Source organism: Runella aurantiaca (assembly GCF_003339505.1).
Lineage (GTDB): Bacteria > Bacteroidota > Bacteroidia > Cytophagales > Spirosomataceae > Runella > Runella aurantiaca.
This window is the reverse complement of sequence record NZ_QPIW01000032.1, coordinates 1-25649: the sequence shown is the minus strand read 5'-3', so window position 1 is coordinate 25649 and position 25649 is coordinate 1. Positions and strand designations below refer to the sequence as shown.

The window sequence follows — 25649 nt, the reverse complement described above, 5'->3', positions numbered from 1 at the left end:
CTTTAGGAAAGGGTTTTGGATTGAATTCGGTAAGCATTCAAAATCGCCAATAACGCCACGCCTACGTCAGCAAAAACGGCTTCCCAGAGGTTGGCAACGCCGCCTGCACCCAGCGCCATAACGGCTATTTTTACGCCCATTGCCAAGATAATGTTTTGCCAAACAACTTGTTTTGTGAGTTTGCCGATTTTAATGGCGGTCACAATGCGCGAAGGCTGGTCATTTTGAATCACAATATCAGCGGTTTCGATGGTGGCATCCGAGCCTAAGCCGCCCATGGCAATGCCCGCATCGGCAAGGGCCACGACGGGCGCATCATTGACCCCATCACCAACGAACGCGATGCGTTTGCCCGCGTTTTTAAGCTCCTGTACTTTTTGTACTTTATCTTCGGGAAACAAATCGCCGTAGGCGGTTGAGATGTGAAGTTGGTTGGCTATTTTTTGAACCACCGCCGCTTTATCGCCCGAGAGCATAATGGTCTCAATGCCCAACTTTTTTAAATCGGCTACGGTTTTTAGGGCATCTTCTTTTACTTCATCGGCAATGGTAAGATAACCAACATATTGATTATCGATACCAACAGCGACGATGGTGTCAACGATTCGTTCCAGCTCGGTGGGATAAGTAATGTTGAATTTTTGCAAAAGTTTAAGATTGCCGCACAGAACGGTTTTGCCAGCAACGATTCCTTTTAAACCCTGTCCCGCGATTTCTTCTACCCTTTCAACGTTGTGTGTTTGGGTTTTTTCATGGGCATATTCGACGATGGCTTTGGCAATGGGGTGTGTTGAGGACTTTTCCAGCGCAGCCACAGTGTCAATAAATTCCTGTTCGTCAAGACTTGTTTTTATTTCCTGAACCTTGAAAACCCCTTTGGTAAGGGTCCCCGTTTTGTCAGAAACAACGGTGGTTAACTCGGTCATTACATCCAAAAAATTAGCGCCTTTCACCAAGATTCCATGACGAGAAGCCAGCCCGATTCCCCCAAAATAGCCCAGCGGAATGGAGACCGTTAAGGCACATGGGCACGCAATCACCAGAAAAACCATGCCTCGGTACAGCCATTCTCTGAATTGATAGGTATCCACAAAAAAGAAAGGAAGAAGAATCACCGATAATGCCAAAAAGAAAACAATGGGCGTGTAGACTTTGGCGAAACGGCTGATAAACAGCTGAGTAGGGGCTTTTCGGGCGGTGGCGTCTTGGACCATAGACAAAATGCGCGACAGCTTAGAGTCCTTGAAAGCGGTTGAAACCTGCATTTTAATGACCGTCTCTAAGTTAATCATTCCCGCCAATACAGCATCGCCAGCGCGTTTGGTAGCGGGGCGAAATTCTCCCGTGAGGGCGGAGGTATTGAAAGTTGCTTTTTCGGTGAGAAGTGCACCATCAAGCGCGATTTTTTCCCCCGCTTTTACCATAATCGTTTCCCCAACTGCCACGTCGGAAGGATGAATTACCTGATGATTTCCATTGCGTACAACAGTAACCGAATCGGGACGAATATCCAATAAGGCTTTGATAGAACGTTTGGAACGATTTACCGCCAGACTCTGAAACAACTCACCGATTTCGTAAAAGACCATCACGGCCACGCCTTCGCTGTATTCGCCAATGTAAAAAGCACCGAGTGTAGCGATTGACATCAACGTAAATTCATTGAAAAAATCGCCGCGTTTTATTGAGCGAAAAGCGCGTTCGAGGGTAGGATAACCCGCCAATAAGTAGGCCGCCGCCATCAGGCCTATCTCTACGGATTGACTCAGTTCGTAGGATAAGACAAATGTTAGCAGCAGAAAACCCATCAAAATAGCCAAGCTTAACCACAACCGCCAATAGATTTTTAGGAGACTTTCTTCAGGGGCTTTTGAGTGATTATGTTCGTGGTCGTGGGTAGGCTTATTGGCTTTTTCGGGAGTCTGTTGTGGCAAAGGGACACTATCGGTATTTTTCATATAAATGTCTTTTTAGAACTCAATAAAGAAATTTAAAATGGCTAACCCAATGAGTGTGAGACCCGTAATAAGATTCTCGTTGTGTTCAAACCAGTGCGCATTGACCAACCGTAGACCCCGACTCGCCACCCAAACCATCAGAATCATTCCTGCCAACGTAACCACGTTGTAAATCAAAGCAACTAAACCCAACGCCTGCCAACCCAACGCGCCCGCGCTCAGAAAATACGCATTAATCTCCATGCAAGGCGATAAAAACATGCCCACACAAAGCGATAAAAGCAGGGTTTTGAACGATTTTCCATTAATGGCAGAGGGGTCAATGTGCTCGTGAGCGTGCGAATGTCTAATGTGTTGTATCAAGTACCAAAGGCCCAACATCAATAAAACCGCAGGAATAACGCTTTCGGCAAGCTCGTGGTAGCTTTCGGATAATTCGTAGCCCGCATATCCGATGATAAGCCCCAAAATGGTTGTGCTGACCGTATGAGCCAGTCCTGCTAAACCCGTCACCGCCAGCGTGCGGCTTTCAGACCAATGTTCGGTTTTGCCGATGGTCACAAAAGGTAGCCAATGACTAGGAATCAGGGCGTGTAAAATGCTTAAAACTAAAGACCCAAAGAGGATTTCATTCATGGTTGTTTGGCTTATTTCTGATTAAAACTTGCGATTATATCCTAAGCGCACTACCTGCGTTTCGTAATAGTCAGTGCTTTGTAGTACAAAACCATTTCCCGTAATTTTTTTTCTGATTTGCATAGTATTCAGTAGGTCGGTGGCGTTCAAAAAAATGTCACCTTTACCTTTTTGTACATTTTTCTTAATGCCTAAATCAAGTGAAAAGCGTTGTTCGATGCGCCCCTGCGGAATAAGGTCGGGGGCTAGATAGACGGCACTGACCTGCACATCAAAGCCGTTTGACAAATGTGCCAGACTGTTGAGCTTCACGTTTCCAGATACGAGTTGCTGTTTATCGGCGGTATAGGTTGTGGGTACGGGATATTTGTTGATAACCGAAAATGCGTTAATCGTATTTTGATAAATATTCACACTTGCATTCAGCGAGACTGGTTTGGTAAGTTGCTGTTGCCACACCATTTCTATGCCGGTGTTGTAGCTTCGCCCGATGTTTTGAAAGATATTATACAGTAAAACACTCCCCGGCACCTGAGTGGCAATGCGTGTAATGGTACCGTCGGTGATGCGTTGGTACGCTGCGGCATAAAGGTTACCGTTTAGCCAATTGGTTTTATACCCCATTTCAAAAGAACTTGTAAACTGAGGTTTGAGGGTTGGGTTGCCGACCTTTATCAGCTCAGGTTCATCGTATTTGGGGAAAATGCGAATATCTACTTCATTGGGACGGTCTACGCGCCGGTTAAAAAAGAACGAAATTTTGTTTTTATCATTGAATTTATAGGCCAGCCTCAGGTTTGGAAAAGGCTGTGTGTAGTTATAGCCGTCGCTTTTGTAGGTATTATGGTTGGGATTTACTTCGTAATTGACCTTTACGTACTCCACCCGAAGGCCACTTTCCAATTCTATCTTATCGTTTTCAAACACATAATTTCCGTACAGGGCGGGAATGGTTTCGTAATAATTGGCCCAACCGCCGGCATTTACGTCCAACGGTGAATTTTGATCTGGAAAGAATTGCATATTGACGGGAATACTCCGTCTTCTCAACTTCACGCCCGTTTCCAACTTGCCCTGCCGAAGCGGGCGGACGTAGTCAACGTTGAAATCGGAAACTTGCTCATCCGAAAGCAATTTGAAGGAATCAGTGCCAATAGATGCTGGCAGGGTGTTAGTAAAGAAGTATTTTTCGTCTTCGCGGTGAAACGTGTAATTATAATTGAAATTTAGCAAACGTCCTGGTTGTCTGAACTTATGAACAAATACCGCCGTGGCCATGGCGGTGTATTTCACCTCATCTTCCAAAAACTGCCATAAACGATACCGATTGGAGAAATCGTCCTTAAAATAGGGGTTGTCGCCGTTGTCAAGAATCTTTTCACGGTTAAACAGCCCCGAAACCGTCAGTGTATTGTTGGAATTGAAAGCGTAGTCCATTCCCGTTTTGACGGTGGCATAGGTGGTGGTTCGGTTGCGTTTGATTTGCTGAATGATGTTTTCTCCCGTATCATAGGTCCTGGTAGAAAATTCATTTTTATTGAGCGTTTGGGTATAAAGCCAATCGCCTTGTAAAAACACATTGGCTTTGTGTTTGCGGTGATTGATGGAAAAGGAAGGGTTTAGCTTGGGAGTATTCTGAAACTGGGGACGAATCGTAGGCAGGTTTTCTTTTCTAACCCATAAAGCGCCCAAGCCCGCCGCCAAGCCGACTTTGCTGTTCCAGCCGTATTGTTCATTCTTTTTGAAAATGATATTGATAATGCCCGCGTTGCCGTTGGCGTCATATTTGGCGGAAGGGTTGTTGATGATTTCGATTTTTTCAATGGCCGAAGCGGGCAGATTATCAAGCCCTGTTTGACTGCCAAAGCCCGTCAATGCCGTTTGCTTTCCGTCAATCAGCACCACCACTTTATCGCTGCCCCTGAGCTGAATTTTACCTTCTTGTGAGGTGGTAATGCCCGGCAGATTGTTCATCATTTGCAATACTGAGCCGCCAGTTTGGCTGATATTATCGGCGGTCATAAATGTTTTTTTATCCATTGTGCCCGCAATACCCTGTTGCTGAGCCACTACCTTTACTTCTTCAAGTACCTGACGGTCTTCGGGCAAGTCAATGGTGCCTAAATCTAAAAAGTCGCTCAATTGCCCCACCGATACCGTTTGTTTGGTAACTTGATACCCCACAAACGAAGCGGTCAATTTGTATTTACCCTTTTTGACGGAAGGCAGCGAAAAAATCCCTTCCTCATTGGTGATTGTCCCGACCACAAAAGCACTGTCGGTGTCGGTTTTTAAGACAATATTTACAAAGGGCAGCGCAGCTTTGGTTTGGGCATCCCTGATTTTGCCCGATAGAACTACTCCTTTGGTTTGCGCCAAAAGTGTAGTAGTGAATGTCAGTAAAATAAGGAGAATAGCGGTGTGTTTGTTAACCATTTTGATAGAATTTAACTTAATATATCTTGCTTATTCTTTAGGGAAAAATAGGTTTCCAATGCTTTTTTACCAAACGTATAGAACACCACGGGCGTTACAATAATATCCAAGAATGTACTCGAAAGCAGCCCGCCCAGAATTACCGTTGCAACGGGGTAAAGTATTTCTTTGCCCGCCGCTTGTGGGTCGAGCGTGAGCGGAACGAGCGCTAAGGCGGCTACCAGTGCCGTCATTAATACGGGTACAAGCCGTTCGAGAGAACCTCGGATAATCATGGATTTGCCGAATGTTTCACCTTCTTTTTCCACCAAGTGAATGTAGTGGGAAATCATCATAATCCCATTTCGACTCGCGATGCCCGTGAGTGTGATAAATCCAACCAGCGTAGCAACCGAAAAAGTGCCACCCGTAAGCATGACCGCTACCACGCTGCCAATCAACGCCAGCGGAATATTGAGCATGATTTGTAATACGATGGCGATGGATTTGAAATGGGTATAAAGCACCAAAAAAATGGCCAAAATCGAGAAAATGGCTAAAAATACAATCAATTGCGAGGCTGATTCTTGACTCTCAATCAGGCCTGAATACACAATAAAATAGCCTTGAGGCAACGGAACTTTGCTCATTTTCTGCTTGATTTCTTCAACCGTACTCCCCAAATCACGTCCCTGTACATTGGCCGAAACCACCATGCGCCGTTGGGTATTTTCGTGTACCACTTGATTGACGGTCATGGTTTGTTCAATATCCGCGATTTGGTGCAATGGAATAAGCTCACCTTCGGGCGTGGAGATTTGGGTGTTTCGAATGGCTTCTAAATTGCTGCGTTCGTGCTCGTTGGTGCGAATCAGGATGTCAAATGATTTTTGCCCTTCGTAGATTTGTCCCGTTATCTTTCCATTATAAAATACTTCCAATTCTTCGGTGACTTTTCCCGCCTGTAATCCAAAACGTTGCAGGTCATTGCGCCGTACCCGAATCAACAATTGGGGCACCAGCGTTTGGCGTTCGATGGCAAGGTCAGTTACTCCCTCTACCCCCTGTATGGTAGCCTGCACCTTCTGAGCAGTAGAGCGCAGTTCGGCCAAATCGTTTCCGTAAATTTTCAACACAACCTGCGCCTGAACCCCCGAGAGCAAATGCTCAATGCGGTGAGAAATCGGTTGCCCAACGCCTACTGAAACGCCCTTTAAAATGCTCAGTTTTTTGCGAATATCGGCAATGATTTCGCTACGACTCCGCTCAATATCAGGCCGTATCGTGACATCAATTTCCGACCGACTGACGGGTTCAACGTGTTCGTCCAGCTCGGCTCGGCCTGTTCGACGGCTGGCGTATTCCACTTCGGGAATTTGCATCATTAGTTTTTCGGCCAGCGTCCCTATCTTATTGGATTCCTCAAGCGAAGTTCCCGTGGGGGCAATTAAATTAACGGTAAAAGCACCTTCATTAAATGGCGGCAAAAACTCAGTCCCAAAAAAAGGAACCGTTCCCAAAGAAATTAAAATCATTAGAATAGCAGTACCAATAATGGCCTTAGGCCGATTGAGCGACCAATGAAGCAACCGCGTGTCTTTTGTTTTTAACCACTTTACCAAACGGGTGTCGGTTTCTGAAGTCGCTAATGTTGAAATTCGATTCCAAAAGCCTTTTGACTGCTTACTAGCACTTTTTATTTTTAAAAAATAACTGCACAAGACGGGCGTAAGTGTGAGAGAAACAAACAGCGAGGCCGTAATGGACGTAATGTAAGCAATGCCCAAAGGGGCAAAAATCCGCCCTTCGATGCCTTCCATGTAAAACAGCGGGATAAAAACCAGCACCACAATGACCGTGGCATACACGATGGAATTTCGAACCTCAGAACTGGCTTCATAAACCACGCGTAAGGTAGATTTGGGCATATCGAGTTGCTGATTTTCGCGCAGACGCCTAAATACATTTTCGACATCTACGATGGCGTCATCTACCAATTCACCAATGGCGATGGCCAAGCCGCCCAAGGTTAGGGTGTTGATAGACAAATCAAATGCTTTGAAAATCAGGGCGGTAATGACCAGTGATAATGGGATGGCTGTCAAGGTAATGACGGTGGTGCGGAGATTCATCAAGAATAAAAACAGTACAATAACGACCAGAATAAATCCATCGCGGAGCGCTTCCAGAACATTGTCAATGGATGCTTGAATGAATTTGCTTTGCTGAAAAATGGATGGATTTATCGTAATGTCTTTCGGGAGTGACCGTTGAAGTTCGCTACAGGCCTGCTCAATCTGTTTTGTGAGGCCGACAGTATTCGCACCCGGTTGTTTTTCTACGGCCAATATCACAGCGGGTTTTCCGTTGATGCTACCGTCGCCTCGTTTGAAGGCAGAGCCAAATTTGACATCGGCCACCTGAGATAGTAGAATCGGCACACCGCCCTGACTTGTGACCACGGTATTGGCCAAGTCTTCCAACGATTGGGCGCGGCCAATGTTACGAATCAAAACCTCGCTTCCGTATTCATAATAAAAGTTTCCTGACGTATTTTGAGAGGCCTTTGAAAGCGCATTTTCAACTTGGTCGAGACTCACCTTATACTGCTTGAGCCGTTGGCCAGAAACTTGTACTTGATACTGACGCCGCTCGCCACCAATCGGAATGACTTGAGATACCCCTTTGATACTCAATAGCCTGCGTCGAATGCTGAAATCTGCCAACGTCCGAAGGTCGGCGGGATTGGTGGTGTCGGCGCTTACACCTACGTACATGATTTGGCCCATGACTGAGCTTATCGGCCCCATGATGGGCGTGATGCCGTTGGGAAGCTGCACCGTTTGGAGCTTTTCCGCCACCAGTTGACGAGCTTTGTAAATCTCAACATCCCAGTCAAACTCCACAAACACCATTCCCAATCCGATGGCAGAAGTGCTTCGGACGGTTTCTACGCCCGGAGCGCCGTTGAGGGCTGTTTCGACGGGCAATACCACCTGTGTTTCTATTTCTTCGGGTGCTAATCCATTGGATTCCAAAAAAACAGTCACCCTAGGGCGATTCAAATCGGGTAACACGTCGATGGGAAGTTGAAGACTTACGTACACGCCATAGACCAACAACATTGCCGATAATGCGATGACCAACAGACGGTTGTGTAACGAAAATTTGATGATTCTGTCGAGCATATTACCGATTTATAAAGATCATTTTTAATTGATAGGCCGAAGCCACCACTACTTTATCGCCGTTGTTGATGCCTTTTAGAATGGTCGTAAAGTCACCGTTGTTAGGGCCAGTGGCTACGTATTGAATTCGGTAATTTTCTGGGGATTCTTTGATAAAAACACAGGGTTTTCCGTTGACTTGACTTAGAGCCGAATTGGGCAGTGCTAAAGTGTTCCCATTTGCTTTCTCCTGAATTCGAATCGACACAAACTCGCCAATTTTAAAATCACCCTCAGGATTTTCAACTTCAAAAAGTGCTTTTTGGGACTGATTGGCGTTGACCGACTGTGCGGCGGATAATAGTCGCACGCGGGTTGTACGGTGTTGGCCTGCCTCCCGTTGACAGATAACTTCGTAGCCAGTTGCGGAGAGTAGGCTCTCAGCATCGCGTTCAAATAGCTGTGCTTCCACGTACACTTTGGCTAAGTTGGTCAGTTGAAAAACTGTATCTCCCATCCCAACGGTAGAGCCGATAGCGACACTAAAGGGCGATACCAGCCCGCTAATGGGCGCAACGAGCGGAAAGCGACGATGGGTACCTTTGCCGCCTTGGGCAATGTCGTTGAACACTTTGAGATTTTCCTGTGCTTTTTGCAAGCGTGCAGTGGCTTCTGATACCTCACGCTTAGTGGCAATGTCTTCGATTTTTTTGAGGCGGTCATATTCTCGTTGGGCCACAGAAAGCTCGGCTTCAAGGGTATTGCGCTCCACTTGGAGGCCTACCAATGCTGTTGCGTCCAAAGTCTGTTCTATGATGGCTAAGGTTTGGCCTTTAGTTACTTTTTGGCCTACCCGCACATTTAGCGAAATGATTCGCCCGGGTTGGGGAGGCTGTACCACGGCCAGCCCCGTGGAAGAAGGAATAACTGTGCCGTTGAGCTGCGTAGTAGGAACAAAACCACCCGCGCTGACTGGTTGGGTCAACACTTCAAACAAAAATTGGGTTTCTTTCGGTACTTCAAATACATCGGTCAACGTTGCATTGGCCTGATGGGTATTTTCTCCCTCATGGTCATGGTCGTGTTGGGCAGAAACAGGCTGATAATTGGCGAGAGGAAAAAGACAAAATCCTAAAATCAGAATGACAAATAATGTCCGATTTCGGCTTTTCATGACCAAAAACATGACCCCTAACCCTACCAAAAGACCGCCGCCAAAGATGCCCCAAGTTTGCCAATTTCCCAAGGCTACCTGCCATCCGTTGGCTTCATTGTGGACATGAGCATCTTCATCATGGCCTACTCTGATTCCTTTCAAAAGAAGTATTTCAGTGCCATTAGTGCCGTTGATGGCCAACGTTAACGTAAAAGTTCTATCGCGCGAGAAAGTGGCAGATATTTCGTAAACTCCTGATTCTTTGGGGATAATATCAAATTTGGCTTTGCTGTCCAATGAGGTCGTCAATTTCAATGATGCGCCCGCAATGGCTTGATTGGTGGTAGGGTCGGCGAGATAAAGGGTCATTTTTTCGGCTTCGCCAGCATGAAGGTGTTCGTATTTCAGCACTGCTTCATACTTACCTGAAACTGCTTCAGATTTCTGTAATTTTACCTCTTCTGTCTTTGCCGTTTCTTCGCCGTGGCTGTGGCCGCCGTCACCGTGGTCATGGTCGTGTTGGGCGTAAGCAGCAGTAAGCAGGAAGGATTGGGTAATAAATACGAGGATTAGCAACCATGTATATTTTTGGTGGAAGTTTGGATATACTTTGGATAAGAACATGTCTCCGTGTTCCGTGTTCCCTATTCCCATTGCTTTTTTTAGTATCTGTTTCATAAGTTTCCGGTCAAATAATGAATGGCCAATACTGCTTGATTATAATTTTGTAAGGCTTCCAAATAGCGTAGTTTGATGGCGTATGCGTCGTTGGTAGTGCGTAAAAAATTGGTGTAGTCGGTTTGGCCATTTTCAAAAAAACGCCTTGCTATGTCTATAATCGCGTCGGCTTGGCCCAAAGCAATGGTTTCGTAAAAAGTCAGAGAATTGGCGGATGAAATCAGGTCATCTTGCGCCTGTTGCAATGCCGAGCTAACCGTTTGTTTTTGCACTTCGGTGTTTTGGCGGGCCATCTGTTGCTCGGTTTGCGCGGCATTGATGCGGCTTTTATATTGTCCTGCCCACAGCGGAAGGCTGATTCCTGCCCGCCAGCGTAATCCGAAAGCGGCTTCTTGCGTGCCTTGGTTATAATACCCTACCATAAAACCTGGGAGGGCATTGGCGCGCTCCACTTCAACGGCTTTTTGAGTTACGTTTTCCCATTGCTGTGCCACCTGAACTGTTGGGTTTTGGACAATGGTTGAGGTATCCAATGCGGGAGATGGAAGTTTTGCTAAAGGCGTGAATACAGAAGCAGAAAGCGAGATTCCCATTAAAATCTCTAATTGTTTTTTCTGACTCAAAACTCGAAAACCCGCAGTTCGCGCCTGACTTTTTACCTCTGCGGCCTGCGTTTGGGCATATAGAAGTGCCAGTTTATCAATGGTTCCCGCATCAAAGTTACGTTGTGCCGCTTGGCTGATTTGGGTGTACAAGCTGTCTTGAGAAAGCAGTTGCCGTTGATAAGCTTCGGCCGATTGGATAGCGGAATAAATGGTATGGACGCGGTATTTAAGGTCATTGGCCGTAATGACCTGTTCTTTTTGGGACAACAGTATTTGCTGCTGCTGTTGTTGATATTGACGGCCGTACACCGTAGGAAAGCGAAACGATTGCTGAACCCCAATGGTATAAAAAACACCCGTTGGACTATCAAACGTTAGGTCAGGATTTGGAACGTTACGGGTTGCGCCCAATAGCTGTTCGTTGCGCTCCACAGCCAATGCCGAGGCTTTGATTGCTGGATTTTTCTGCAAAGCGAGATTGACGGCCTCCTCAGCGGAGAGCCTGACTTGCCCAATAATTAGAGGGCTGAATTGCATTATCAATCCAAAAGCAAGAATGGATTTTTGCCAATAGTGTTTCATTGAAAAAAAGCAACTCCAATCCCAAGGAGCGCGTTGGTTCGTACTTCAATGAGGAGGTATTTTTCCTCAAAATCAGATGAAATGAATTGAATTCAGCGAAAAAAGGGCATAATTATCCCTGTACTGGCAATTTGGGCGGTTGCCAGATGGCAGCAAAAAGGCTTGGTGTATAAGAAGATTGATTGCTAAAAACACGCGTTTGGGCTGAGCAAATCAGCGGTATTATTTGAAGTTCGAAATGAGGCGTAGGAACCGTAAAACCGCCATTGCAGGTACACTGGCAAAAAGGAGAACAAACGTGATGGTGTTCATTGTCATCCTCGTTATGGTCGTTTTCGTCGTCGTGTGATGCGTGGTGAGAAATCGTTTCTCTATCGGGAATTATATGCAAATCGTGGTGATGCGTGCAGGGAATGCACGACAAAATCACCAGATAGCTTGCCCAAAAGAGTGAAAACCATTTCATGAGGCAAGTTTAAATAAAAAACGGGTGCAACAGGGTTTCAAGTTAAAAATCATTGGACTACACCACTTTATAATTCTTGTATTCACCAATGTACCAGCCCGTCAGTTTGGCGACCCAAAGTTTCAGTCGGTATTTTAGGCTCAGGTTTTTATGAGAAATGTCGTGGCTGAACTGCCAATTTTGTCGCTTCAACCGCGCTTGCATTATGTGGGGGTGCGTACCCGTAAATTTGGCCAGAGAATCAATTTGTGAATAATCAAAACCCTCCGAGGAGACTTTTATGTGCTTTTCGGGGTCGCCTGGATGCCAATATTTATGAATATGAAGGTGTTTTTGCTGCATCACACGCGGGTCTTTCACCCAGCCGTAATGATAAACACTCGCTTCAATGGGCTTGACGCGCAGCTTTTGGTTGTCGTTTTTTCGAAACCCTTGCGCATCGCGGTATGAATAGATGTTTTTGTTGTTTTTGACAATGCGTATTTCGTGGCGGTACCATTGGGGCGAGTCGCCCACGTAATCGTATGAACCATAAAAGTGGATGTACTTAAACAAAAGACCGTCAACGTTGTCGTCATCTTTCCAGCGTTGCATGGCGGTTTTGATGGCTGGAAGGTCTTTTTCGTGAATTACTTCGTCGCCCTGAATATAAAATGCCCAGTCTGATTTTTGGGAAATTGCCTGAAAAGCCTTGTCGGTTTCTTTGGCGTAGACCGTCCCGCCTTCCCGCAACGATTCGTTCCAGATTGTTTCAATGATTCGAATTTTTACGGGGTCTATTTCTTGAATGAGTTGCAGGGTTTCATCTTCACTTTTTCCGACGGCTACCACAAATTCATCACAGATAGGTAAAATAGACGTAATTGCTTCAACAATCGGGAAGTCAAATTTGACGGCATTGCGAATAAAAGTAAAGCCTGTAACGTGCATTTTGTTTCGGTTGTCTGTTTTCCGTTAACCAGAAAAATTCGGGGGTGGTTGACGAAAAACGCGTAAGATATGTGGTACACAAAGGTAAGGGCTTTCTTCCGTTTTATGGCGCTTTTTGTCCGCTTCAAAAACCTTGACTTTGATATTAGTCATAGGTTATGTTGTTTTGAATCGTAATCATTGCCATTCTATTAGGAACCTAGTTCATACAGCATGATGAAAAAGAAAACGCTGGTTTATATTCTCATTCTCTCGTTCTCGCATCCTATTTTTAGCCAAACCGTTATTAAGGATGTAAATGAAGCGATTGAACTCGCCCGAAAAAGTAACCTAGACCTTCAAATTTCACGACAAACCGCTCAGGTACAGCAGTGGAATGTGACGGCGGCCAAAGGCGTCCGATTGCCGCAGTTAAAATTTACGACCGCTTTTGATTATAATTTTGTTTTACCTACGCAGTTGATACCCGCGCAGTTTTTTGGTGGTAGAGAAGGGGAGTTTCGCAGTATTCAATTCGGTGTTCCGTTCAACCTCACGGCAGGCCTAGAAGGAAATGTTCCTCTTTGGAATGCGGGCTTGAAACAAGAGGTAGAGATTGCCAAAGCCAACCAAAAAATCGGTATTTTACAAACTCTAGTCTTGCAAGACGACCTCAGCACGCAAGTCGCACGGCTGTATTTTGCGACGGTGTTTACCCAGCAATACATTACCATTACCCAACAAAATCTTGCCAATACCGACAGCATTGCTCGTATAGTTGCGGAGCGTAAAGAAAAAGGCCTGATTGACCAACTCGAATACAATCGTGTACGCTCTACGCGTTTGGCCATCGAAGATGTACTTCACCAAAATGAAATGGCCTACCAAAAGAATCTAAATCAATTGAGATTGGTGCTGGGAGATTCAACTGCCACGGTGATAACCTCATCTCCCAATCCCGTCTCCTTCAAGGAAAAGGGGGGCGAACTTCCCTCCAGCAATGAGGTGCCCCGCCTACAGCTCCGGGCGGCGCAGTTTTCGTTGGCCAAAGAGCAGGTTAAAAAAGAGCAAAAGCTCCGATTGCCAACGCTTTCGGCTTATGCCCGTTATTCTGAGCAGGCGCAACGCAACCAATTGAATTTTCTGAATTTCAATGAAAAATGGTTTGGAATTGGCGTAGCGGGGCTGCGTTTTGAAGCACCGATTTACAGCGGACGGATTCGGGAAAGCGGCATTGCCCGCGCTCGGGTCAATGCTGAAATTGCCCAATTGCAACTTGACAACGAAAAACGCAAGTATGATTCCGAAACGCAGGATTTGCTCATTACGTACAATCAATCGCTTAATTCGCTCAAAATCAATCAGGAAGCGTACCAACTGAATGAGGAGAATATGAAATTAGTGCTCATTAAATACAGAGGTGGCATCCTGAGCTATGACCAATACCTCAACGTATTTAATGAAGCGCTCAACGCCCAGAACAAGTACCTCCGCACGCTAGCAGATGTGATGATTAATGGTAAACTGTTGGAAATCAGAAGTTCATATTGATGATTAGACTTGAAAAGAAAATGAAAAAAATACCTTTTTGTCCTCCTGAAAGGATCTGTGAAACGACCTCTATAATGTTGGCGATGGCTCTTTTGCTTACTTCCTGCAACTCTAAAACTGAAACCGCCTCTCCAACCTATAAAGACCTTACCGAAGCAGTCTATGCTTCTGGGAACGTGTTTCCGAAAAATGAGTACAAAGTCGTGGCCAATGCCGATGGGTATTTGCAGCAGCAGTCGGTCAATGAAGGAGATGTAGTGAAAGGAAATCAATTGTTATTTACGCTAGAAAGCCTCTCACAGGATGCCCGCGCCGAGGCAGCAGCCAATATTTACCGACAAGCCGAAGCCAATTATGCTGATAACTCACCGATTTTGGCCGAATTGGAAGCCGCTTTGCGTAGCGTCCGCACAAAACTTGAAAATGATTCTGTTAATTATTTTCGTTACAAAGCATTATACGACCAAAATGCAACCGCTAAAGCCGACCTCGAACGGGTAGAACTGGCCTATCGTACATCCAAAAATGACTTGGCAGCCCGCCAAAAAGCGTTGGCACGGACCAAGAGCCAATTGTATGTAGATTTACAAAACACACGTTCCAATTTTCGGGTGAATGCCCGCGAAGGAGATAATTATCGGATTCGGAGCATTGAGTCGGCGCGGGTGTATGAAGTGTATAAAAAAGTGGGAGAATTGGTCCGTAAAGGTGAAGCCATTGCGCTGTTGGGAAATCCCAACGAAGTGTATTTACAATTAGCCGTGGATGAAACAGATTTTTCAAAACTCAAAGAGGGGCAGGAAGTATTGATTAAGATGGATGCTTATGGCGAAAAAGTGTTTAAAGCCAAAGTCACCAAGATTTATCCAAAACTCAACAAAGTAGACCAGTCGTTTAGGGTCGATGCCGATTTTGTGGGCGAAAGCCCCTCGGCCTATTACGGCCTGACGGTTGAAGCCAACATCGTTATTTCCAAAAACCCTAAAGCACTGACCATTCCCAAGGCATATATGGTGGGGAAAGACAGCGTGTGGATTGAAGAAGGCAAAGAAAAGAAAAAGATAAAAGTGCAAAAAGGAGCCGAAAACTTTGAATTGGTAGAAGTAAAAGGCGGATTGACGGACAAGAGTGTGTTGGTGAAAGAGTAACGATAAACCGCCCTCGCGGTGTAAAACTGAAAAATGTAAAACCGAGAAATGTAAATCGGAGCGCCGATGCGCCCGAAAAAGGGAAGTAAGGATAGACGGAGAAATGTTAACGGAAAAAGGTGAAAATATTCTGGTGAGTTTCGGGTAGGCAGCCTCACTATAGGCTTATCGCGAATTGAAAAATTTAGAACAGCTTTTGGCAGAATACCATTAAAAAATCGAAAGAGCAATGCCCGACTATACTCAAATATTTGACGGAGAACAACCAATCACAAAACATGAGTTTGAGAATTGGCATCGGCAAACGGTGCTCGAAATGATTATCGAAAAGCCGAATTTGTCCGTAGGATGGGCCGCTAAAGTGCTCAATTATTTTTTAAAAACTACGGTTAATATAGCAGGTTTTGGTCGCCCCGATTTGATAAAATGGATTCATCCTTTGGTGGATAATGGTTTGTGGGAAGGCATTGAAGATGCCTACAAAGACCGCCGTGATATTTTGGAGAAGACCCATTATCGGCAAAAAGTAAAAGACATTGTGACCTACAATGATTACCAAACCATCATCGAAGGCATGGAAATTATCGCCCAAGAGCGCGGATATTTGCTGATTGAAGTAGAAGAGTTTTGGAAAGAAAGATGCAATGAAAAATTTTAGAAAACTATGAACCTTAGTCTCTCCTTCCAAATCGCTAAAACCCACCTTTTAGCCAAAAAACGCCAAACGTTGGTGGCCATGTTGGGCGTCACGTTTGGGATAGCGATGTTTATCGTCATGATCAGCTTTATGCAGGGTGTCAACCAATTTTTGGAAGATTCCGCGCTGGATGCCAGTCCACACGTACGGATTTACAACGATGTCAACACCCAGCGGCCCAGCATCCTTGATGCGGTTGAAAATGGTGACGACCAAATGAACATTGTCTATCACCAAAAACCCAAACAACAACTGACCCGCATCAAAAACGGGCTACAAATGGTGAGCATGATTGAGCAAATGCCGGGCGTGTTGGGCGTTTCGCCAGAGGTAAGTTCGCAGGCATTTTTCAACAATGGCCCCATTCAGATTTCGGGCGTCATTGCGGGGATTGATTACCCGCGCGAAAACCGATTGTATAACCTCGACAGCCGGATAAAAACGGGCAGTTTTAAGTCGCTTTTGGCCAATCCCAATGGCATTGTGTTAGGAGCTACGTTGGCCCGAAAGCTGAATGTAAAAGTAGGGGATAAAGTAAGCGTAACGACACCGCTTGGCGGCAATATCACCTTACGCGTGGTCGGTACGTTTGGATTTGGCATTGGCACGGTCGACAATATTCGCTGCTATACAAGCATCAGCACGGTGCAGGAGATACTCGGAAAAGACGCAAGTTATATCACCGATATTCACATTAAAATGGACGACCCCTTGCAGGCCATTGCCTTTGGCAAAACCCTCAGCAAGCAATTCAATACCTACACCGAAGATTGGTCTACGGCCAATCAGGCTATTTTGGCGGGAGAGAAAATCCGTAACGTCATGACGTTTGTGGTGTCCATGACGCTGCTGGTGGTGGCAGGTTTTGGGATTTATAATATTATGAACATGAACGTCATTAACAAACTCAAAGACATTGCCATTCTGAAAGCGACGGGTTTTGGTGGCAAAGATGTGGTGGCGGTATTCCTGTTGCAAGCCATCATCATTGGCTTGGCGGGAGGATTGTTGGGGTTGGTTATTGGATTCGGTATCAGCTATCTTTTGTCCATTTCCCCGTTTGAAACGGGCGATATGATTAGCCTCAAAACATTTCCCGTGGTTTTTCGCGTCGAATATTACGTGATGGGATTGGCTTTTGGCTTGATTACGACCATTTTAGCGGGGTATTTCCCTTCCAAAAAAGCCTCTAAAATTGATCCAGTAGCGATATTGAGAGGGTAATTGTTTTTTTCTGTGTCTGCGTAGCAACAAACAACACTAACCATGAGCAATACGGTTCTTCAAGCCAGCCATATCAACAAATATTTCTACGAGCCAGAAAAGTTTCAGGTGTTGGAGAATGTCAACTTTGAAGTGAAAAAAGGGGAGTTTTTGTCAATCGTTGGTAAATCTGGTTGCGGCAAGTCTACATTGCTGTATATCCTTTCGACCATGGATACCGACTACGAAGGCAATCTGGAAATGAATGGCAGTCGCCTTACGGGCCTCAGTCAAGACCGCCTTGCCGACTTTCGCAATGAGCATCTGGGGTTTGTGTTTCAGTTTCACTTTTTGTTGGCTGAGTTTACCGTATTACAGAATGTGATGTTGCCAGCGCAAAAACTGGGAAAATACAGCACCAAAGAGATTGAAGCCCGCGCCTACGAAAAACTAAAACTGGTCAACATGGAAGACTACGCCCGCAAGCAATCTTCCAAACTGTCGGGCGGACAGCAGCAACGCGTAGCCATTGCCCGCGCGCTCATCAACGACCCGACCATCATCATGGGCGACGAGCCGACGGGCAACCTCGACAAAGCAAATTCAAATCTAGTCTTTGATATTTTTCGTAAAATCTCCCACGAAAACCACCAAACCATCATCACCGTCACCCACGACCCCGACTTCGCCAAAGGCGGCGATCGGATCATTGAAATGTCGGATGGGAAGATTGTGAGCGGGGGGAGGTGAGCTTGCCGATACTGGCTTAATTTTCAAGTAAATACAGAGCCAATGAAATTGATGAACTGCTAAAACGAGACTAAAAATGCTTAATAAATACGCAAAAGTTAGGGAATTCGTCAATCGTTTAACCGACGATTCTACTTTTTTTACGCTTTATCTGATGGCTGACACGGAAGCTGAAAAAGATGTATTAACTCAAAAGTTATGGCAGGAAATTGCTACGCTTTCCCTTGCCGAACAATCCCTGCTTCGAGCAGAATTCACTCGCTGTTTTTTGAAATTGCCCTCATTGGCTTCTCAACTGCTGGTTAAAATTACGCTCGCTGCTGCGGCCTGATTCCTTTTCGTTCAGCTTCTTCACTCCACCAAATGCCCCACAAACTGCGCCGTATTGTCAATGATTTTTCCACCGCGACGATAGCCTAACCCGCAGGCGTCGCCCGCCCAAAATACGCCCGCTTGGTAGCGCTGGCCGAGGGCGTCGCGTGGGAACTCTACGTATTCCTGATAGATTTTTTCATAATCCCCGTAGTCGCCGTCGGCGGCCGTGATGACCGTGCCGTTGGTTTCCAGAATGCGTACATTGGCACCTTCGCGGCCAAAGAGCACTTTTTCTACGCTTACTTTATTGGGAAGCGGCTGTGCCGTAGTGGGCAACAAAAGAGGGTGATTGGGGTACAAATCCCACAACAATTTCAAGATATATTTTGATTGGAACAGCAATGTATATGCCGGATTGATGATGACCGCTTTGCCGTTTTTAACGATTTTTGTCAGTAATTCCGCCAATTCAGGTTCGTCGTAGCCGATGTATTCCCAGGGTACGAGCTTAAACCAAAAGTCAAATTGCTCAAACTTGCCGTTTTTGGGATTTTGCTTGAAAATTCCTTCGGTGGCCGTAAATTCCACTTCGTCCATGTAGCTAAATTCTACGTCAAACCCTGCTTCACGAGCGGCTTCACCGAGTACTGCTACGTTGGTGTCGTCTTCGGGAGCGTCGCGCATAGTTGAGAACAGCAGCGTGGGCGTCAGGTGCATATTGCGGCGGCGAAGCTCGGCAAACTGCTCTTTCAATGCCTCATACACATTGTTGAACTGCTTGCTTTCATCCATGTGATTGGCCTTGAGGTGCGCCCATTGCACCACGGCCGTTTCGGGAATGCAGGTAGCAGTGTCGGCGTTGAATTCAATGAGTTTGATGGGTTCTCTGCTTACGCCTCCGGCCAAGTCAAAACGCCCATAGATGTGCCAATGACGGTCGTCTTCCCACGTCAGTTTTATCAATTCAATGAGACTTTCAGGTATGCCCATTTCCTTCCACAGATTGCGGTCAATGGCGTGTTGAGCGGCCTCTGCATAAATCTCATACAGTTCGTTGGCGGCGTTGTAATAAGCGTCTGCTTCGTAGGTCTTCACCGTGACCGCCTCGTTGGTCAGATAAGGTAACGTATCAGCCCCGAGCATCCAATCCCAGCCTACATTGCGCAGTTGGGTTTCTGGACTGTTATTCAAATATCTTGTGTTGATCATTTTTTTATCAAATGTAAGTTCACGCAGAGCCGCTAAGTCGCAGTGTTTTTGCGTCTCTGCATCTTATGCCTCTTTGCCTGAATAAAAAATTAACTCCCAGAACTGCGACTGCGGCTGAAAAATCCACTGCGGCTGCTGCTCGGACGCGCGGCTACGCTTTTGCGGTGGCTGTGGTAGCTTTCGTGAATACCAGCCGAACGCTGATAAACGGAAGAGTTGGCATAAGCGCCAGAGCTGTATTGCCGTTCGCGCCCTTCGTTATAGAATTGAGAATTATTATTCCGACCCAACATGTACCCCATACCGCCCCATAGCAAGGCATTTGATAACGAACTGCTGTGGTGATGATGCGAATGGTAGTGATTGGGATTGTTGTAATAATCGCGGGTGGTCGAGTCGGTTTTGACCAATCTTTGTGCTTCCGCCACGGTGAGCGTGTCGCGTCGCCCGTCCACATAACGAACTATGGCGCCCGCTTCTTTATCACTGCTGACGGCTACTTCGTCCGTGATTTTATACTCACCGGGTTTCATTTCCGTGATGTAAGTCCTCACGGGACGCCCTTTAAAAGGGGCTTCCTGTTGCTTTTGTTCGTCGTCGGAACTGCTGCAGCTTTGGAGCATCATTCCTCCGTTCAATAACGCCACCGTCAGGGCAGCGCCGATTGTAATGTCTTTGACAGTCTTGACGACGGCCCCTTGACGTTTAGGTGTCATGTGTGTAAAGGTTGTTTGATAATCAACGATAAAGTTAGTGTTTCATGGCTGAAAAAGGTAACGTAAAGGTAAGGTATTGATTTAAAGGCCACCAATGAAATCGGATGAGCAGCCTTTTTAATTAAAGTCACTCTTGTAAAACTTGGATGAACGGTAAAAGGAAGAATGTATCCGACAGTTTTAACGGGGGCGCTCAGGCAGCCAGATGCAGCATCATGCTGTCCGACGGTTCAGAACCGTCAGACGCATGGTTCCTTTGGAGAGCTTAGGAAATCCTGTTTCAAACTATCACTTACCTAAGTCAAGAAGTTTGCTCTATAAACTCCTAACTACCGCTTCACTATATGTTTTTAGCATTAAAAATGCCTTTAAGAGTAGCTTTAAAAGGTTTTCGCCCTATATTTACGGCCGGTTTAAAAAAAACGTTAATTCACCAATAAATTCATAATCCCAATGAAAATTACCGTAGTAGGAGCAGGGGCAGTAGGCGCAACCTGCGCTGACAACATCGCTCGCCGTCAGTTGGCTCAGGAAGTAGTATTGCTCGACATCAAAGAAGGCTTGTCGGAAGGAAAAGCCCTTGATATGTTTCAAACCGCTACTTTGAACGGATTCGATACCAAAATCACTGGTTCGACCAACGACTACGAAAAAACCAAAGGTTCGGAAGTAGTAGTAATCACTTCAGGAATTCCGCGCAAGCCCGGTATGACGCGCGAAGAACTCATTGGCATCAACGCGGGTATCGTAAAGGGAGTTGCCGAAAATATTCTGAAATATTCGCCTAAAGCCATCATCATCATTGTTTCCAACCCAATGGATACTATGACCTACTTGGCATTTAAAGAATTGGGATTGCCAAAAAAACGCATCATCGGAATGGGTGGTATTTTGGACAGCGCACGTTTCAAAACCTACTTATCAATGGCGATGAACGTATCTCCCAACGACCTTCACGGAATGGTAATCGGTGGTCACGGTGACACTACCATGATTCCTTTGACCCGTTTGGCTACCTACAACGGTATTCCGGTAAGCCGTTTTTTATCCGAAGAAAAACTACAGCAAGTAGCCGCCGACACTATGGTGGGCGGTGCTACCCTAACTAAATTGATTGGTACTTCAGCTTGGTACGCCCCAGGTGCGGCGGTAGCTACGTTGGTAGAAAGCATCGTTCGTGACCAAAAGCGCATTTTCCCTTGTTCAGTATATCTTAATGGCGAATATGGCCAAAAAGACATTTGCTTAGGTGTTCCAGTAGTAATCGGTGCTGGTGGCTGGGAAAAAATCATCAGCCTACGCTTGAGCGAAGCTGAAAAAGCAACGTTTGCCAAATCGGCCGATGCTGTTCGCACGATGAACAACGTACTTTCAACGATGTAATTGACGTTAAGTTCTTACAAAGAAAAGCGGGGCGCCTTGTGTACCTCGCTTTTCTTTTGGGTAAAAGCAGGGCTAAGTGGTCTTTATCAGTTAAAACAAGGTTGGTGTTCATGAAAAAAATCGTTTTATATTCATTCATTCTGTCGTTTGCTTCGGCACTCGTGGGTCAGGCGCAGAACCGTCCCATGACCGAAGAAGATTATTATCGAATTGTCACACTTCCCATTCCCGAAAATGTCCAATTGGAAGTCGGAGGCTTGTCAGTATTACCTGATGGCCGCTTGGCCGCCTCTACCCGTCGTGGAGAAGTTTGGATGATTAATAATCCCTATCTAAAAGGTTCAGGACAACCTACTTACAAGCGTTTTGCGCACGGTTTGCACGAGCCATTGGGCCTCCTGTACCGTCCAGATGGCTCCTTTTTGCTTTCGCAGCGGGGAGAAATTACGCATTTGGTGGATTCAGATGGCGACGGGGTTGCCGATGTCTACGAGTCGTTTTACAAATGGCCTTTGTCGGGCAATTACCACGAATATTCGTATGGCCCAGTATTGGCTCCCAACGGTGATTTGCTGGTTACGCTCAATTTGGACTGGATTGGCCACGGAGCGAGTTTGGCAAAGTGGCGTGGCTGGTTATTGAAGTTCGACGATAAAGCCAATATGAAGCCCATTGCCACGGGCTTGCGCTCTCCCGCAGGCTATATTGCGCTACAAAACGGTGACATGTTTTATACCGAAAACCAAGGTGATTGGGTTGGGTCTGGCCGCATGACGCACTTAGAAACAGGAGATTTTGCTGGTAATCCCGAAGGGCTTGTTTGGAGTCAGGACCCCGAATCCCCTGTAAAATTGACCATGAAAGACATCCCTGATACGGGCGAGCCTTTGTATGATGTTGCTAAACGAGTGCCGGGCCTGAAAGCGCCTGCGGTTTGGTTTCCGCATACGCTGATGGGAATTTCAACGTCAGACATTACAGAGGATATGACAAAAGGGGCCTTTGGGCCTTTTGAAGGGCAATTGTTTGTGGGAGACCAAGGCCACAGTAAAATCATGCGGGTGATGCTTGAAAAAGTAAAAGGCCGCTGGCAGGGTATCTGTTTCCCTTTTCGTGAAGGATTTCAGTCGGGGATTTTACGGATGGTCTGGGGATTGGATGGTTCGATGTTTGTAGGACAAACCAGTCGGGGTTGGTCGGCTACTGGCAAAGACCCGTTTGGCATCCAACGGTTGGTGTGGACTGGGCAAATGCCTTTTGAAATGAAAAAAGTTATCTCGAAGCCTGATGGTTTTGAAGTGGAATTTACATTGCCCGTTGATAAAAAAACGGCGCAGGATCCAGCCTCGTACCAGTTCAATTCGTTTACCTACAAGTATCACCACAACTACGGAAGTCCCATCATCAATGCTTCTGAGCGCGCAATACGCCACATTGTTGTGTCGGACAATGGCTTGAAAGCCAGAATTGTGTTGGATAGCTTGAAACTGGGCTATATCCACGAAATCAAAGCCGAAGGCATTCGGTCGGCGGCGGGTTTGCCTTTGTTACATAACGTAGGTTACTATACTCTGAATGAAATTGCAGAAGGTGAAAAAATCCCCGCGTCTCAATGGACGGTAAGTGTATCAAAACCAGCCGATAATTCTATGGCGGCCCACAGTGGGCATACCATGCCTGCCGCTACAACCGCTGTGCCCAAAGGGCCAAGTACTGCAAAAAGAAACGTTGAACAACCCGCAGACTGGACAAACGGTCCCGACCAAGTGATAACCCTTGGTACAGTGCCAGGATTAAAGTTTGACATCACTCAGGTACAAGTAAAAGCGGGAAGCCGGATAAAATGGGTCTTCAATAACAACGATGACATGCTTCACAATTGCGTCATTGTAAAACCTGGGACGGCCAATCCAATCGGCGAAGCTGCCATTAAGTTAGGTTTGAAAGGGTCTGATTTACAATATGTTCCTAAGTCAGCAAATGTATTGTTTCATACCAATATTTTGCAGCCAGAAACAAGCGAAGCCATTTATTTTATCGCACCCAACGAACCCGGCGACTACACTTTTCTGTGTACATTTCCTGGACACCATACCTTGATGCAAGGCAAGTTGAAAGTGACCAAATAAAAAAAATAGGATGATTGTCAGTGGGTTTTACTACTTGACAATTGAGTAACAAAAAACGACCTCTAAGCTTGCTTAGAGGTCGTTTTTTGTTGTAATTCGTACTTATTGACGGGCGCGATTCTGTGATTCCAACGGTGTAAAATCCTTGAAAGCGCGGCCAATAGCCTTATCGGTGGCTTCTTTTTTGTTTTCCCAACCAGCATCCAAATCAAGCGTTACTAGCCCTTTGATGGAAAGCGCGGCTTTAAATTCATCGCGTTTTTTGGCATAATCTGGCTGACGGCGCGCTGCTTTGAGGGCATATTCACGGGCAAAAACGTCGCCTTTATTTTGAATCTCGATTTTCTTTTCCAATACATAATTGTACCGGTCCAACAAATCGCGTAGCGGTTTTCCAATGACCTCGGCTGCTTCTAAGGCTCCGATAGTGACAATCGTTGTACCACCCACGGCCGATACAATGGATTTAGTTTGTGGCGTTTTTATGATGGCTGGAGAAAGACCCGTCGTTGCGCCTAAGCCTGCGTTGACCATCGACCGATTCTTTTTTCCTTTTTTGGCTTTTAAGTACGATCTTTTGAGTTCTTGCTCTTTCTCACTGAGTTGCGTAACTAGATTCCAAGCTTCTACCAACGACACCCGGTACATTTCATAGAGTTGTCGGTCTTTTTCGGCTTCATTGACGGCATTGAGAATTGTAAATCTGATTTTACGCTCATCGCGATTTTGCTCTTTATCAATCACAAAAAAAGTGATGTGGAACGACAAAGAATCGTAGGGGTCTTTAACGAAATCATAATTAGGCGTCCAAATAAACTCGTATTGGTTAGGCGTATTTCGTACCAGCGTACTTGCTGGAACCTCTGGGTTGTCGGTTACTAAGTCAAACGTGGCAATATCATCATCGCCGTTGGGGTCAGACAGGAAAAACTTAAGATTAACGGTTGCGTTTTCTTTGGACTTAAAATATTCTCCTTTGGGAATCTGAATAATGCTTGGTGGCAAATCCATCTGCGTAGCCTCAATTTTTAGACGCCCTTTGGCCCGTGCTTTAGCTGGCTGGTCTTCCACAAAAAAATCAATAAAAATCGGGCTTGATTTGAGGTTATTAAACTGCGTCAGCGAAGGTTGCCACGTGAGTTCTCCTGCCGAACTAAGCTTAGCGCCTTCGGGCAAGGTCTCCGCGACGGGAATGATGACTAAAGGGTCGCTGTCATCGTCTTTGAGCGCATTGGCGTCTATTTTATAAACATTCTGCGTGCGATTTTGTACGTAAAAAGGCTTTAAATCTTCGACCCGTGGTGGGCGATTGACGTGAAATACCTTGAGCTCTACCGAACGTGTGGTGGTTTCGTTTTGATTGTTTCGTGCCTCAAAAATAACCTGAATGTTTTTTTGCGTATTGGTGCGGTCGGCCAAGTCGTAGGAGGGAACCCACGCAAAATGGCCTGTTGAATCAAAGGACATTCCTTCAATCAACCCTTGCATAATGACGAAAGTCACCGAGTCACCTTTGCCTCCTGATGTTTTTAAAGTAAATTCTAAACGACTCCCTTCCGACACCCAATTCCAATTGGGTTCGGTAGGGACTTCGATTTGGAAACTGGAACGATTGTCCTGCGCTCGGAGTAATGTATAGGAGAAAAGAAACAGCAGGACAAGGAAATGAACCGAATATTTCATAATAACAGCTAAATTCTCATCTGATTTAATAAAACGTAAAATTACGGCTTTGATTTTACGTCTCCCTAAAAAATTGCTTTATTTCTACACTAATCTACTTAAAAGATTGAAAATGATGACGTTTAATTGTATAATTTTAAGAATCTTTTAAAATCATTCATTCTTCGTACTGTACCCGAAGATAATTGCTATGTAAAACAAAAAGGCTGAATTTTGAAGCGACCAAGCATCAAACCAGCCTTTAAGAATGAAAAAAATCATTAGGGACGAAGTTATTAAATTGCTTCAAAAAA

At 45.6% G+C, this 25649-nt stretch carries 19 protein-coding genes; 8 read left to right on the top strand and 11 right to left on the bottom strand.

Annotated features, from left to right (window positions below):
• Nucleotides 1-2: 2 nt before the first annotated feature.
• The 8 genes from DVG78_RS25625 to DVG78_RS25590 all read right to left on the bottom strand — a co-directional run bounded on the left by DVG78_RS25625 (nt 3) and on the right by DVG78_RS25590 (nt 12593).
• On the bottom strand, nt 3-1958 hold the full coding sequence (locus DVG78_RS25625) for a heavy metal translocating P-type ATPase (RefSeq protein WP_114463872.1): 1956 nt from the start codon (nt 1956-1958) through the stop codon (nt 3-5).
• Nucleotides 1959-1970: 12 nt separating this feature from the next.
• Nucleotides 1971-2594: a hypothetical protein gene (locus tag DVG78_RS25620; protein WP_114463871.1), complete on the bottom strand. Its 624-nt coding sequence runs from the start codon at nt 2592-2594 to the stop codon at nt 1971-1973.
• Nucleotides 2595-2615: 21 nt separating this feature from the next.
• Nucleotides 2616-5030, bottom strand: coding sequence for a TonB-dependent receptor (locus DVG78_RS25615; RefSeq protein WP_114463870.1), 2415 nt, complete (start codon nt 5028-5030; stop codon nt 2616-2618).
• An 11-nt stretch (nt 5031-5041) separates the two neighbouring features.
• Complete coding sequence (locus DVG78_RS25610; protein WP_114463869.1) at nt 5042-8197, bottom strand: efflux RND transporter permease subunit; 3156 nt, start codon at nt 8195-8197, stop codon at nt 5042-5044.
• 1 nt (nt 8198) lies between these two features.
• Nucleotides 8199-10010, bottom strand: coding sequence for an efflux RND transporter periplasmic adaptor subunit (locus DVG78_RS25605; RefSeq protein ID WP_114463868.1), 1812 nt, complete (start codon nt 10008-10010; stop codon nt 8199-8201).
• The gene (locus DVG78_RS25600) at nt 10007-11197 is read right to left on the bottom strand and encodes a TolC family protein (protein ID WP_114463867.1); all 1191 of its coding nucleotides are present in this window, start codon (nt 11195-11197) and stop codon (nt 10007-10009) included. The genes DVG78_RS25605 and DVG78_RS25600 overlap by 4 nt, the downstream gene beginning before the upstream one ends.
• Nucleotides 11198-11309: 112 nt before the next feature.
• Nucleotides 11310-11663 carry a hypothetical protein gene (locus DVG78_RS25595; RefSeq protein ID WP_114463866.1) on the bottom strand — a complete coding sequence of 118 codons (354 nt, stop codon included), beginning with the start codon at nt 11661-11663 and terminating at the stop codon, nt 11310-11312.
• 57 nt (nt 11664-11720) lie between these two features.
• Nucleotides 11721-12593: a glycosyltransferase family protein gene (locus tag DVG78_RS25590; protein WP_114463865.1), complete on the bottom strand. Its 873-nt coding sequence runs from the start codon at nt 12591-12593 to the stop codon at nt 11721-11723.
• A 213-nt stretch (nt 12594-12806) separates the two neighbouring features.
• Here DVG78_RS25590 and DVG78_RS25585 point away from each other — a divergent pair, with 213 nt between their 5' ends.
• The 6 genes from DVG78_RS25585 (at nt 12807) to DVG78_RS29940 (ending at nt 18252) form a co-directional block, all read left to right on the top strand.
• Complete coding sequence (locus DVG78_RS25585) at nt 12807-14123, top strand: TolC family protein (protein WP_114463864.1); 1317 nt, start codon at nt 12807-12809, stop codon at nt 14121-14123.
• Between the two features lie 83 nt (nt 14124-14206).
• Nucleotides 14207-15271, top strand: coding sequence for an efflux RND transporter periplasmic adaptor subunit (locus DVG78_RS25580; RefSeq protein WP_310589136.1), 1065 nt, complete (start codon nt 14207-14209; stop codon nt 15269-15271).
• A 229-nt stretch (nt 15272-15500) separates the two neighbouring features.
• A complete protein-coding gene (locus tag DVG78_RS25575; RefSeq protein WP_114463862.1) occupies nt 15501-15929 on the top strand; it encodes a hypothetical protein in 429 nt (142 codons plus the stop codon).
• 6 nt (nt 15930-15935) lie between these two features.
• Complete coding sequence (locus DVG78_RS25570; protein WP_114463861.1) at nt 15936-17192, top strand: ABC transporter permease; 1257 nt, start codon at nt 15936-15938, stop codon at nt 17190-17192.
• 42 nt (nt 17193-17234) lie between these two features.
• Nucleotides 17235-17921 (top strand): ABC transporter ATP-binding protein, encoded by a 687-nt coding sequence (locus DVG78_RS25565; protein ID WP_114463860.1) that lies wholly within the window; start codon nt 17235-17237, stop codon nt 17919-17921.
• Nucleotides 17922-17997: 76 nt separating this feature from the next.
• Nucleotides 17998-18252, top strand: coding sequence for a hypothetical protein (locus DVG78_RS29940; protein WP_147277173.1), 255 nt, complete (start codon nt 17998-18000; stop codon nt 18250-18252).
• Nucleotides 18253-18272: 20 nt separating this feature from the next.
• On the opposite strand, the gene DVG78_RS25560 is transcribed toward DVG78_RS29940, so the two are convergent.
• Together DVG78_RS25560 and DVG78_RS25555 are read right to left on the bottom strand one after the other, a co-directional pair.
• Nucleotides 18273-19445 carry a glutathionylspermidine synthase family protein gene (locus DVG78_RS25560; protein ID WP_114463859.1) on the bottom strand — a complete coding sequence of 391 codons (1173 nt, stop codon included), beginning with the start codon at nt 19443-19445 and terminating at the stop codon, nt 18273-18275.
• 89 nt (nt 19446-19534) lie between these two features.
• On the bottom strand, nt 19535-20161 hold the full coding sequence (locus DVG78_RS25555) for a Cj0371 family chemotaxis-regulating polar lipoprotein (RefSeq protein ID WP_114463858.1): 627 nt from the start codon (nt 20159-20161) through the stop codon (nt 19535-19537).
• A 453-nt stretch (nt 20162-20614) separates the two neighbouring features.
• Between DVG78_RS25555 and mdh the strand changes: the two genes are divergently transcribed.
• Both mdh and DVG78_RS25545 read left to right on the top strand, forming a co-directional pair.
• On the top strand, nt 20615-21544 hold the full coding sequence (gene mdh, locus DVG78_RS25550) for a malate dehydrogenase (RefSeq protein ID WP_114068101.1): 930 nt from the start codon (nt 20615-20617) through the stop codon (nt 21542-21544).
• Nucleotides 21545-21654: 110 nt separating this feature from the next.
• Complete coding sequence (locus DVG78_RS25545; RefSeq protein WP_114463857.1) at nt 21655-23673, top strand: plastocyanin/azurin family copper-binding protein; 2019 nt, start codon at nt 21655-21657, stop codon at nt 23671-23673.
• A 102-nt stretch (nt 23674-23775) separates the two neighbouring features.
• Here DVG78_RS25545 and DVG78_RS25540 read toward each other — a convergent pair whose 3' ends face one another.
• Nucleotides 23776-25356 (bottom strand): hypothetical protein, encoded by a 1581-nt coding sequence (locus DVG78_RS25540; RefSeq protein WP_114463856.1) that lies wholly within the window; start codon nt 25354-25356, stop codon nt 23776-23778.
• Between the last annotated feature and the right edge of the window lie 293 nt (nt 25357-25649).